The sequence below is a fragment of the Nostoc sp. genome (assembly GCF_036917575.1).
GTDB lineage: Bacteria > Cyanobacteriota > Cyanobacteriia > Cyanobacteriales > Nostocaceae > Nostoc.
The window spans coordinates 50,172-61,985 of record NZ_JBALDC010000101.1; the positions used below are offsets into that span (position 1 = coordinate 50,172).

At 43.5% G+C, this 11,814-nt stretch carries 9 protein-coding genes and 2 pseudogenes; 5 read left to right on the forward strand and 6 right to left on the reverse strand.

The annotated features are described in order from the left end of the window. Nucleotides 1-110: 110 nt before the first annotated feature. The 3 genes from tkt to acpP form a co-directional block, all read right to left on the reverse strand. Nucleotides 111-2,138: a transketolase gene (tkt, locus tag V7K79_RS28845; RefSeq protein ID WP_335052828.1), complete on the reverse strand. Its 2,028-nt coding sequence runs from the start codon at nucleotides 2,136-2,138 to the stop codon at nucleotides 111-113. Nucleotides 2,139-2,390: 252 nt separating this feature from the next. After that, entirely contained in the window at nucleotides 2,391-3,641 is a 1,251-nt protein-coding gene (gene fabF, locus V7K79_RS28850; RefSeq protein ID WP_335052830.1) for a beta-ketoacyl-ACP synthase II, read from the reverse strand. Nucleotides 3,642-4,072: 431 nt separating this feature from the next. Further along, entirely contained in the window at nucleotides 4,073-4,327 is a 255-nt protein-coding gene (gene acpP / locus V7K79_RS28855; protein ID WP_335052832.1) for an acyl carrier protein, read from the reverse strand. 423 nt (nucleotides 4,328-4,750) lie between these two features. On the opposite strand from acpP, the gene V7K79_RS28860 reads away from it, so the two are divergent. Both V7K79_RS28860 and V7K79_RS28865 read left to right on the forward strand, forming a co-directional pair. After that, nucleotides 4,751-5,656 carry a CoB--CoM heterodisulfide reductase iron-sulfur subunit B family protein gene (locus tag V7K79_RS28860; RefSeq protein WP_335052834.1) on the forward strand — a complete coding sequence of 302 codons (906 nt, stop codon included), beginning with the start codon at nucleotides 4,751-4,753 and terminating at the stop codon, nucleotides 5,654-5,656. A gap of 423 nt (nucleotides 5,657-6,079) precedes the next feature. Beyond that, nucleotides 6,080-6,184: pseudogene (locus V7K79_RS28865) on the forward strand (IS630 family transposase); the annotation flags it as partial. Between the two features lie 131 nt (nucleotides 6,185-6,315). Here V7K79_RS28865 and V7K79_RS28870 read toward each other — a convergent pair. Both V7K79_RS28870 and V7K79_RS28875 read right to left on the reverse strand, forming a co-directional pair. After that, nucleotides 6,316-7,269 carry a LysR family transcriptional regulator gene (locus V7K79_RS28870; protein ID WP_335052837.1) on the reverse strand — a complete coding sequence of 318 codons (954 nt, stop codon included), beginning with the start codon at nucleotides 7,267-7,269 and terminating at the stop codon, nucleotides 6,316-6,318. 285 nt (nucleotides 7,270-7,554) lie between these two features. Then, nucleotides 7,555-7,698 (reverse strand): annotated as a pseudogene (locus V7K79_RS28875) (amino acid ABC transporter ATP-binding protein); the annotation flags it as partial. 349 nt (nucleotides 7,699-8,047) lie between these two features. On the opposite strand from V7K79_RS28875, the gene V7K79_RS28880 reads away from it, so the two are divergent. Then, nucleotides 8,048-8,605, forward strand: coding sequence for a hypothetical protein (locus V7K79_RS28880; RefSeq protein ID WP_335052839.1), 558 nt, complete (start codon nucleotides 8,048-8,050; stop codon nucleotides 8,603-8,605). A gap of 77 nt (nucleotides 8,606-8,682) precedes the next feature. Then, nucleotides 8,683-9,327: a DUF3318 domain-containing protein gene (locus V7K79_RS28885; protein ID WP_335052841.1), complete on the forward strand. Its 645-nt coding sequence runs from the start codon at nucleotides 8,683-8,685 to the stop codon at nucleotides 9,325-9,327. Between the two features lie 280 nt (nucleotides 9,328-9,607). On the opposite strand, the gene V7K79_RS28890 is transcribed toward V7K79_RS28885, so the two are convergent. Continuing rightward, on the reverse strand, nucleotides 9,608-10,405 hold the full coding sequence (locus tag V7K79_RS28890; protein WP_335052842.1) for a 7-carboxy-7-deazaguanine synthase QueE: 798 nt from the start codon (nucleotides 10,403-10,405) through the stop codon (nucleotides 9,608-9,610). Between the two features lie 198 nt (nucleotides 10,406-10,603). Here V7K79_RS28890 and V7K79_RS28895 point away from each other — a divergent pair, with 198 nt between their 5' ends. Then, entirely contained in the window at nucleotides 10,604-11,653 is a 1,050-nt protein-coding gene (locus tag V7K79_RS28895; RefSeq protein ID WP_335052843.1) for a sugar transferase, read from the forward strand. The last annotated feature ends 161 nt before the right edge of the window (nucleotides 11,654-11,814 follow it).

The following is an 11,814-nucleotide window of genomic DNA, read 5'->3' on the forward strand; positions in this document are numbered from 1 at the left end:
CTTCTCAGGATTTAACTAATTACCTCAATTATAAACAATCTCCCTCTGCATAAAATAAAAGGCGGACAAGATGCCCACCTCTACAAAATTTTGAGAATATTCTGTTGCTATTAACCTAACAATTGTTTAGCCTTAGCTAATACATTATCAACGCTAAAGCCAAACTTCTCTAGACAAACATTACCTGGAGCCGAAGCACCAAAGCGATCGATACTAACAGTATCGCCTTCAGTACCCACGTATTTGTGCCAACCGAAACTAGCGGCAGCTTCTACAGACAAACGCTTGGTGACAGCTTTTGGCAGAATGGACTCTTTATAAGCCGCATCCTGTGCTTCAAACAGTTCCCATGAAGGTAGCGAAACAACACGAACTTTCTTGCCTTCAGCCTTAAGTTTTTCGGCTGCGCCAACGGCGAGGCTCAATTCTGAACCAGTACCAATCAAAATGATATCAGGTGTACCTTCGCTATCTACCACGGTGTATCCACCCTTTGCCACGCCTTCAACTGATGTACCTGCCAAGTTGGGGACGTTTTGACGGGTAAACGCCAATAGAGATGGAGCGTTTTGCTTCGATTTTTCGATCGCTATTTTATAAGCGCCAGAGGTTTCGTTACCGTCTGCGGGACGAAACACTAATAAATTAGGAATAGCTCGTAAGGAAGCTAGAGTTTCAATGGGTTGGTGTGTCGGCCCATCTTCACCTTGTCCAATAGAATCGTGAGTCATCACCCAAATCGAGCCAGCTTGAGAAAGGGCGGATAAACGGATGGCAGCACGCATATAATCTGTGAAGATCAAAAAGGTAGCACCGTAGGGAATTAATCCCGAACTGTGCAACGCTATACCATTACAAATTGCGCCCATACCATGTTCCCGCACACCAAAGTGGATGTTGGGGTTTTCGTATTGCCCTTTTTGAAAGTCGCCTTTGCCTTTGACTTCGGTAAGGTTGGAGTGGGTTAAATCAGCCGAACCACCAATCAATTCAGGTAAAACCCCTGCCAGTTTGTTGAGGCAATTTTCTGAGTGTTTGCGGGTGGGCAGTCCTTTGTCTTCTGGGGTGTAGGTGGGTAGTACTTTATCCCAACCATCGGGTAGTTTGCTGCTTATATAGCGTTCAAAGTCAGCCGCTTCTTGGGCATACTTAGCTTTGTAGTCTGCAAAAGTCTTGTTCCATTCGTCTTCGTAACCTGCGCCACGTTCTACTGCTTTGCGGGTGTGGTTCAGGGCTTCTTCTGGGACTACGAAAGGCTCGTATTCCCAACCCAAATTTTTCCGAGTCAAGGCGATTTCGTCTCCGCCAAGGGCAGCACCGTGAACACCAGCGGTGTTTGCTTTATTAGGGGAACCGTAACCAATAATGGTTGTTACCTTGATGAAAGAAGGCTTATCGGTAACAGCTTTGGCTGCTTCAATTGCTTTGGCGATCGCTTCTAAATCGGTGTTACCATCTTCAACGTGTTGGACGTGCCAACCGTAAGCTTCAAAGCGCTTAGAAACATCTTCGGTGAATGCCACATCTGTAGAACCGTCGATGGAGATGTGGTTGTCGTCGTACAGAGCGATAAGTTTGCCTAATCCCAAGTGTCCGGCAAAAGAAGCAGCTTCACCAGAAATCCCTTCCATGTTGCAACCGTCACCTACAATTACGTAGGTGTAATGGTCAACAATCTTGGCATCGGGTTTGTTAAATTTAGCGGCAAGGTGGGCTTCGGCGATCGCCAAACCGACTGCATTGGCAATTCCTTGACCCAAGGGGCCAGTTGTGACTTCTACGCCTGGGGTCATGAAGTTTTCGGGGTGTCCAGGGGTTTTGGATTCCCATTGACGGAATTGCTTGATATCTTCAATGCTGACGCTATCGTAGCCTGTCAGGTACAGTAGGGCATACTGCAACATCGAGCCATGACCAGCAGATAAGACAAAGCGATCGCGGTTAAACCATTTGGGATTCTTGGGATTAAACTTCATAAAGCGATCCCAGAGGACAAAAGCCATTGGAGCCGCGCCCATCGGCAGTCCTGGGTGTCCCGATTTTGCCTTTTCTACGGCATCAACAGCCAAGAAGCGGATCGAGTTAATAGCCAGTTCTTCGACGGACAATTCTTTGGCGGATTGGGTTGCAACAGTCATAATCTCTTGTTTTTAACGACGGGTTAGCACTCTTTGTAGCTTCTCTTGCTGGGGTTATTTTAGATTCCCCACAGTATCCTCATCATCCCACTCCCGCTTGTCGATGGACAAGCGGGATCTCCTGAGTTTCTGGTGATAAATCAAGCTGATAATTGGGTCATGCTGAACGCTTAAGTTATAGCGGAATGATATCTATCATACTTTTGGCACAGTCATCTCAGGAGAGCTGACCAGCAATAAAATGGGAAATTTTTAGACGTATTTCTTAAAGGCCAGTGTGACATTATGACCGCCAAATCCAAAGGAATTGGATATTGCCACCTCGACTTTTTGAGCGCGGCTAGAGTTAGGCACGTAATCTAAGTCACACTCAGGATCGGGATTTTCCAGATTGATTGTCGGTGGGATTTGGTCATTAGCGATCGCCAGTACTGTTGCCACTGCTTCAATACCTCCAGAACCGCCCAATAAATGACCTGTCATCGATTTGGTGGAGCTAATTGCCACCTTATAAGCATATTCTCCCAAGGCTTTTTTGATTGCTGAGGTTTCAGTTGAATCATTAGCTGGGGTACTAGTGCCGTGAGCGTTAATATAGCTAATTTGTTCGGGAGTTATACCAGCATCTTTGAGAGCCAGTTCGATTGCTCTAGCGGCTCCGAGTCCACCAGGTACGGGGGAAGTGATATGGTAAGCATCACAGGTCATGCCATAACCGATCATTTCCGCATAAATGTGAGCGCCGCGACTGATGGCGTGTTGCAGTTCTTCTAGAATTAAAATTCCTGAACCTTCACCCAAAACAAATCCGTTGCGATCGCGGTCAAAAGGACGGCAAGCTCTAGTCGGGTCATCATTGCTAAAAGAGAGGGCTTTGCAGGCGGCAAACCCAGCCATCGACAATGGTGTGACAGCTGCCTCTGTTCCTCCGCAAATCATCGCTTGGGCATATCCCCCTTGAATTAAGCGAAAAGCATCGCCTACTGCGTTGGAGCCAGCAGCGCAGGCTGTTACAGGACAGGAGTTTGGCCCTTTAGCACCCGTGTGAATTGCCGTTAATCCTGCTGCCATATTGGCAATCATCATCGGAATCATGAATGGACTACAGCGATCGGGTCCACGGTTGAGGTAGATAGTTTGCTGGTCTTCTAATACCTTAATCCCACCAACGCCAGAACCGATCATCACACCTACCTGTTCTGCATTCAGGTCATTTATTTCTAACTTGGCGTTAGCTAAAGCCTGTTTTGCTGCCGCAACCCCAAATTGGGAAAATCGATCCATACGCTTGGCCTCTTTACGCTCCAAGTAATCATGCGGATCGAAGTTTTTCACCTCACCAGCAATCCGGCAATCATGGCGAGACGGATCAAATAATGTGATGTAGTCAATGCCATTGCGGCCACTCAACAATCCATTCCAATATTCTGTTGCTGTGTTACCTATAGGTGTAATCGCGCCAACACCAGTTACAACAACGCGTTTACGTGTATGATCTGTCATGATTCAGTTAAAAATGGCGAAAAAACGAAAAGTCGAGCCAGTGCGCCCTTGCGGTTTCCCGACTTGTATTCCTCCGGGGAAGCAAGCTAGCAAGAGCGTCTCCCCTTCTCCCAAAGGGAGAGGCTAGCGCCAAGGGAGAAGCAGCTGGCGTAGGGGCGCCGGCTTTTAGCGATCTGTTAGCGCAGCTCTCTTCGACGCAGGAGCGTCACTTTTCAAGAAGCAGTAGGCAAAAAATTTGAGGTTAGCGACCAGGTACTAGTGAGCCAGCACGATCTTAAAGGTTTCCTTTACGAGCGACTGGCATCGGATTTGCTGACTTCAAGTGATTGTCCTTAACGTCAGCATTGGTGACATTAGCAGCGTCAGGCGAAGAGTGGCTAAATATTTAGAGAAAAATCTCTCCAATGCCAATCCTCAATTCCAATCCTCAGTTAAGCTGAGGCGGTAACTTTGTTATTGATGTAATCTACTGCATCTTGAACCGATACGATCTGCTCGGCAGCTTCATCAGGAATTTCGATATCAAATTCTTCTTCCAAAGCCATTACCAATTCAACGGTATCTAAGGAATCTGCTCCTAGATCGTCCATAAACTTGGACTGGGGTGTGATTTTGGCAGGGTCGTCAACACTCAATTGTTCGGTGACGATTTTCTTGACCTTTTCAAAAAGTTCCGTTTGGCTCATAAATAATAAAAGTCCTTAACCAGTTGCTAGGTTCTGCTCTTTATGGGAAACATTGTTTTGAGCATATACATCTTATCGTCAAGCGCGATCGCCCGCATTACTTCCAAGGGTTTTTCTGCTAGAAAACCTCTCCCTTTCCTAAAAGAAATCGAGTAAGTTTTCTCGGAACACTTGAGCAGTGGAGCGTGCTACGCCATCGTCGATCCCGTGTAAATGCTTTGGTTTTCCAATTATTGCTAAAATTTTTTACAATGTCTCAATCGGTATTTACAGCCTTGCTAGCAACTAAAAATATGTAGATGCTGCGACCCTTTAACCTAGACGCTTAAAAGGTAGCTAAACGTCAAACATTAGAATGATGCTAACAAGGAATGATAAAACAGTTATTGTTTAGAGCGATCGCTCTAATCCAAATATACTTCTATGCTACCTCAGACACTTAAATACGCTTATTTCCCTGGTTGTGTTGCCCAAGGGGCCTGTCGGGAACTTTACCAGTCAACTCAAGCGCTTACCCAAGCACTCGGCATTGAACTAGTTGAACTTAAAAAAGCTGCTTGCTGTGGCTCTGGCACATTTAAAGAAGATTCCCAACTGCTAGAAGATACAGTCAACGCCAGAAATATTGCCTTAGCAGAAGAACTAAATCTACCCTTACTTACCCATTGCAGTACTTGTCAAGGTGTTATCGGTCATGTAAATGAACACCTGAAAGAATGTCAGACTTCTAACCCTGTTTACGTTGAACAGGTTAATGGCTTGCTAAATAAAGAAGGCTGTTCGCCTTATCGCGGTAGTACCGACGTTAAACATCTTCTTTACGCCTTAATAACAGATTATGGTTTAGAGGAAATTAGCAAACGTGTCACCCGGAAGTTAACTGGATTAAAATGTGCGGCTTTTTATGGCTGTTATCTCCTCCGCGCCCAAAAATCTATGCCTGATGACGACCCCTTCCAACCGGAAGCGATGGAAAATATGTTTCGGGCTGTAGGTGCAACACCAATTTATTATCGAGGGCGGACACAATGTTGTGGTTGGCCGCTTGCTAGTTATGCTACTACCCAATCTTTTAAGATGGCGGGTATGCATATTCAGGACGCTTTGACATCTGGTGCTGACTGTATAGTTACGCCTTGTCCTCTGTGCCACTTAAATTTAGATTCGCGTCAGCCAGAGGTAGAAAAGGTGATTGAACAGAAGCTAGGTTTACCAGTTTTGCATTTACCTCAGTTGATTGCTTTGGCACTTGGGGTTAGTCCAAAAGAATTGGGTTTAGAACGCCACGTTGTTTCCACAAAGCCAGTGTTGCAAAAATTAGGATTTTAGTTTTAGGACTAGCCCTTTCAATGTAATTGGTATAATCTCTTTTTTTCTCTCTGCGCCCTCTGCGTCTATGCGGTTCAAAAGTCTTTTATTTAACTACAGAGGCACAGAACACACAGAGTTATCCTTCTTCTGTCACTCTCCGAAAACATTTGCCATTTCTGAATTCTAGAGCTTTTGTACAGCAAGTGTAGGCTAGCAAGCACCGCAGGCATCGTGCCATTATTTTCTAATAACAAATACAAGACCAATTTTTTTGTAATAGTATAGCTTGTATTCATTGCCTCATGAGGATTATAGCGATTGTCCTCTGGGAAAGTGACAGAAGAGGGTTATAGCAAGCGCCAAGGTGGTTAGGACAGACAGTATAATAGATGAGCAAAGTAAAATTAAATACTAATTAAGCGTTCAATACAAGGAAAGCTCATGCCAAAACCTTACAGTTACGATTAACGCCAGAAGGTAATTCAGGTAATAGAGTTAGACGGGATGAACAAAACGGAAGCGGCGCAAGTTTTTCAAATCAGTCAATATTTGGAAAATAGGATCGTTTTTTATGACTCTAGGTGAATTAAAACACCAAGGTGGAGATAGTGATGCCTGCGACAATCCCTTTGGGTAACGCACCATCCCCCAATAACTTGGATAAAATCACTATGGTGCTAGTTAACCCTTCCTAAATCTGATGAAAAGCGATGTTTAGCGACAAGCCGCTTTGCATCTATGCTCTTGTAAACGTAGATACTTCTGACAACTTGTAGAAATTCCTTTAGTACAGGTGTCATATCTTCTTCCCGCCACACTATAGCCGTTTCTACTAATGGTGTTTTCTCCTCCAGAGTACGATAAACTACACCAGTTCTCTGAAGATTTTGCAATGAAGACGGCGCGATCGCAATCCCCATTCCGGCTGAAACCAATCCAATAATCGTCTGCATCTGAATCGCTTCTTGAGTCACTTTTGGGCTGAAATTTCCTTGCTGACAAAGACTTACGATTTGGTCATAAAGTCCGGGCCCCAAATGGCGAGGGAACATGATAAAGTTTTCGTTTAATAGCGATCGCACTGAAATTTTTTCTTGTTCAGCTAAGGGATGAGTTTTTAACATAGCCACAATTAAAGCTTCTTGCTGAATGCATTCTTCATTAAGTGTGTTGTCTTCTAAAGGTGGATGGGCAAAACCTACATGAATGCGGCGATTCTGTAGCGCTTGCTCTTGCTGAGTTGTGGTTAATTCTTGCAATACCAACTCTACTTCTGGAAACTTTTCTCTAAACCGCCGCAAAATCACAGGAAGCAAATCGTAAGTTACCAAACTGGTAAACCCAATTCCTAATTGTCCCTTTTCACCTCTTCCCGTTTTTTGAGTTAGCTCAATTGCTTTTTGTAGTTGAGCTAAAAGTTGATAAGCTTCTTGCAAAAAAACTTCCCCTGCTTCCGTTAACTGCACCTGTCGTTTGGTTTTACGGTGAAACAGTTCTACTCCCAATTGCACCTCTAATTGCTGAATTTGCTGGCTTAAGGGCGGTTGAGCGATGTGCAGTCGCTCGGCGGCTCTACTGAAGTGCAGTTCTTCAGCTACAGCAATAAAGTAGCGCAGGTGTCGCAATTCCATTTTTTTGATATTTTATAAGTCTCAATTTTCTATCAATATATATTGGACATCTGAAAACTACCTGCGTATGATACTCATACAAATATTGCAGGAAGTCAGAGCGATGCCGGAAAAGTATACTCCAGGCTATTCAAGTAATGCGACGAATTTCATGGCAAATCGCAGCTTAGATACTCATGGTGCGTTTTTCAAGCCTTATTTACGTCTAGGGATGAAATTGCTAGATTGTAGCTGCCGCTTGGTGCGAAGTTGTAAGATACAAAATTTAGATTAATCAAAGATTTTTTAGATAATTTGCAATAAAAATTTGCGCGTTCTTTCTTCTTTGGGGTTGCAAAAAAATGTGTCAGGGGAGGCTGACTCGACGAGGATACTGCTATCCATTAAGATAACTCGGTCAGCGACTTCGCGGGCAAATCCAGCTTCGTATAAATAGCAAAACAGTAGTTAACAGCAACCAAAGACGAGATGTTAAATCTATAGGTAAAATAACTAACCTTTAAGTGATATTAATTCTATATTCTTCACTGTCTAAGAGTTGCTAACAAGCAATTAGCGCTTCTTTAATAAAGAACAAAAGACCGCGATCAAATACTATTCACAACCCAGCATAAAAATATGCTTTTCCTATCTCCAATGCTCCATGCCCCATTCTTCATGTTCCATTCCTCATTCTCTATTTACCAGAAGTAACCACACTAAACTAAACAACTACCACTAGCAGGTTAAACTAGGTCTGGTAACAGCTGCTCCACCATTCATTTCTTATGAGGCTTTTATGGGAGCTAACCTCAAACAGATTGCAAACTATTTAGACAACCTTGGTTGGGACTACCGTTTTGATGATGAAGAAGACCGAATTATAACAGGTGTGGAGGCTGATAACTTAGAAGATTTCCTAATAGTTGTCCAACTGGATGAAGAAGGAAAATTTTTCCGGGTATTTGCCCCTCAAGTTCTGGCAGGAATCCAAGACCATCCTCACAAGGCTGCTATCCTACAGACAATGCTTGCCATTTCCTGGGAAACCAAAATGTTGCAATGGGAGTATGACCCATCCGATGGTGAAATTCGTGCGATTATCGAGTTTCCTTTAGAAGACTCGATTCTTACAGAAAGACAATTTCACCGTTGTCTAAGTGGATTAGTTCAGATTGTGGATGGTATAGCAATACCTCGCCTGCAAGAAGTGATGGCAACAGGTTTTGATCCGGGGAATATAGAACTTGGGGAAAGACTATTACTCAGTATCCAAGAAGAAGCCCCAGGATTGTTAGATTTACTAGAAAAAGCAATGGAAGCGCGAAAAAAGCGAGGAAGTTTTCCTAGCGAGTGAGACGGATCATCACTTAAATAGCTATACTCCAAAGTGATACCTTCACTATATACTGAAATTTTCTGGGGCTGGATATTATGACATCCTATGCAACCTCCTCTGCCAAAGCGGAAATGAGCGAACTCCGGCGGTTGAAAGCCTTACTACCACCAGAACTGCAAAGCTGGGTCACGGTTGAAGGCACAACTGAGGTCAATCCACCCCTGGTTCGCTGCGAAGAAATTGGTAAAGACCAAGTAGAAATTCAAATTGATTTGGTGAAATGGGATGCCCTCGCAATGGATCAGCGTAATCTGCTGTTCTGGCATGAGGTTGCTCGCGTTCAAAATGACACAATTCCTAAAGATGGTTGGGAAATGGCAGCACTAGCCATCGGTTTAGGTGGTGCTGTCGGGGAATTGTGGGTACAAGATGGATTGCTGCTGGTGTTAGCTTTGTCGCTTTGTGGCGTGTCAGGTTGGCGACTGTACCAAAAGAATAGTGGGGAAAAGCAACTAAGAGAATTGCTCAATGCTGATGATAAAGCGATCGCTTTAGCAACTCGTTTTGGTTATAGCCTCCCCAATGCCTATAAGAGTCTCGGTAGCGCCTTGAAAACCCTGATTGATAATACTCCTAGTAAGCGCCAACGTTCGAGATACGAAGCAAGACTCTCTGCCCTCAAACGCAGTGCCAATAAGGCAAAAACTAAATCGAAAACTCCAGATGAGGGCGCAATATAGCAACTAGAAATTAGGTTGGGTGGGTATTTGCTCACCCCCCGAAACACCTAAATCAACGTGGCTTTAACTAACCTCTCCCTGCCTTGAACTATAGTTCAAGTTTCTCTTTTAGTTGGAAAAGGAAGATTTTACGTAATAAAACCTCTTAGTGGTCTTTTGATTTAGCTAATTAGACTGCCTACTAAGGAGGCTGCTGCCTCCCTAATTAGCGACAACAGCCCAATTACAATTTCATAAAATCTTACTTTTTTCTTGATTACATCTTTATCAAACTCAAATTTTACAACTGGTTCAGCATTTTATGCGTTTGGGGGATCACGCGCACATGATTGACAAACCCCTTCATCAAAGCTTGCCACGTCAAAACTTGATCGCTCGAAGGTGCAAGTAAAGGTACTGGAGAAAATTGTTCTGATACTGTCAAAGGTGTAACAGGTTGTAAAAATACTGAGATATCTGGACTAACCTCAGCCACCAACAAAGCTGAACGTTCCAACTCGGCGGGATCTGTGTTTTGGGACACAATTATCTTGACAAAAACATTTAAATATGAGTCATAACATAACTGGAGAAATTTACTATGTTCTTGCCAATGACTTTCGCCGCTAACACTAGGCAATTTGAAATCCATACCTACAGAGTCTAAGTATGGGATAATCATTGCTAGTTGTTCTGGGCGATGTCCGCCGGTTTCTAAGTATATAGGTAGACCAGTTATGGCTCGGACTTGGGGTAGAAACTGCGTTAGAAATGAGGCATGAAGAAGTGGTTCGCCGCCAGTTAAGCTAATGCTATCGTGTAAACAAGGTAGATTTTGTTGTTCCACCCATTCGATTAATATGGGTAACGGAACAGGGTTAGAGTGGATTTCAAAATCGCGCAATCCAGGCGATCGCTCTATCCGACAAGTAGTAGGTGCATTCCAAGTGTGGGCACTATCACAAAAGTGACAGCGCAAATCACACAAAGCAAAACGAATAAATATCTGACGTGTCCCTACATTCAGTCCTTCCCCTTGAATGGCAGAAAAGACCTCAATCAGGCGTGCGGTAGGTGTAACCGTATTTTTAGCAATCATTTGATCAGAGCAACGCGATCGCGCTGCGTCGGCACAACAGCAAGGATGTTTTTTGGCTTCTTGTTCTATTGTGAATCGTCGCTAGCGATCTCCAATCTCAGCCCCGGTAAATAGCAATTAGTCCTGATTACCACTAATTCCGATATTAGGTTAAGTAATTTTGTAGGACAAAATAATGTTTGGCAGATTACATTATACATGGCAACGAAAGTGCAGAGCTTCATGACTAGCCAACCGACAGAAGTCGATTTTCCAGTTAATTCCCTAAACGACATGGCTATAGTGCAGGTGCCGACGCGGTTGAGCGTGCTGGAGGCTTTAGGCTTTAAGCAAACCTGCCAAGGCTTAATCCAGCCCAATTCACATCCCAAGCAAATCATCATTGACTTTCACCAAACTACTTTTATCGATAGTAGTGGTTTAGGTGCCCTGGTAAGTAATTTTAAATACGCTCAGACTCAGGGAATTAGATTAACACTGCGGAATGTGACACCTCAAGTCATGGCAGTCTTAAAACTCACAGGGTTGGATCAGGTTTTTCCTTTAGAGCTTGTGGAGGATAGGCCGTTAATAGAACAAGATGACGTACTAGATAATCGGAAGACAACTTCCCGTAAAGTAGAGCAGTTACCCACTACTCACCCTTCTATGGCATCTTGGATGAAACGGTTCTTAGATATTATCGGGTCAGTGATTGGTTTATTAATTACAGGAATTTTGTTTATTCCAATAGCGATCGCGATTCAAATTAACGATCCCGGGCCTATTTTCTTTTGTCAAATTCGTTGCGGTTGGATGGGTAAGCGGTTTCAAATTTGGAAATTCCGCTCTATGTGTGTGGATGCGGAAGCGAAGAAATCCCAAGTTAAAAACCAAGTGCAAGGTGCTTTTTTCAAGAATGAGAATGACCCCAGAATTACTAAGGTAGGGCGCTTTTTACGGCGAACTAGTCTTGATGAATTACCCCAATTTTGGAATGTCCTCAAAGGAGAGATGAGTTTAGTTGGCACTCGACCACCTACACCCGATGAAGTGGAACGCTATGAAGTACCAGAGTGGCAACGTTTAGATGTAAAACCCGGTATGACTGGCGAATGGCAAGTAAATGGACGTTCTACAGTCCGTAGTTTTGAAGATGTAATTCGTCTGGATTTGCAGTATCAAAAAAATTGGAGTTTAGTGTACGATTTAAAGCTAATTTTCAAAACTATAGCTATTCTGTTTAAGAAAAACAGTGGTGCTGTTTAGTTAATTATCCTTATTCACAATTTTTTGAGAACTCCCAACTCTCACGATATTCTTAAATACACCCAAGCCTATTATGGGCTTGGGTAAATTTTAGGTTTACTTACGGCACTAAAATGCAAGTTTCAGCCAATTTGAGATTTTAGCTCGACTACATAGATCAA

What these genes read in the sequence shown, in the direction of transcription:
- tkt (WP_335052828.1), bottom strand. Translation starts at nt 2,138, where the DNA reads ATGACTGTTGCAACCCAATCCGCCAAAGAATTGTCCGTCGAAGAACTG.
- fabF (WP_335052830.1), bottom strand. Translation starts at nt 3,641, where the DNA reads ATGACAGATCATACACGTAAACGCGTTGTTGTAACTGGTGTTGGCGCG.
- acpP (WP_335052832.1), bottom strand. Translation starts at nt 4,327, where the DNA reads ATGAGCCAAACGGAACTTTTTGAAAAGGTCAAGAAAATCGTCACCGAA.
- V7K79_RS28860 (WP_335052834.1), top strand. Translation starts at nt 4,751, where the DNA reads ATGCTACCTCAGACACTTAAATACGCTTATTTCCCTGGTTGTGTTGCC.
- V7K79_RS28870 (WP_335052837.1), bottom strand. Translation starts at nt 7,269, where the DNA reads ATGGAATTGCGACACCTGCGCTACTTTATTGCTGTAGCTGAAGAACTG.
- V7K79_RS28880 (WP_335052839.1), top strand. Translation starts at nt 8,048, where the DNA reads ATGGGAGCTAACCTCAAACAGATTGCAAACTATTTAGACAACCTTGGT.
- V7K79_RS28885 (WP_335052841.1), top strand. Translation starts at nt 8,683, where the DNA reads ATGACATCCTATGCAACCTCCTCTGCCAAAGCGGAAATGAGCGAACTC.
- V7K79_RS28890 (WP_335052842.1), bottom strand. Translation starts at nt 10,405, where the DNA reads ATGATTGCTAAAAATACGGTTACACCTACCGCACGCCTGATTGAGGTC.
- V7K79_RS28895 (WP_335052843.1), top strand. Translation starts at nt 10,604, where the DNA reads ATGGCAACGAAAGTGCAGAGCTTCATGACTAGCCAACCGACAGAAGTC.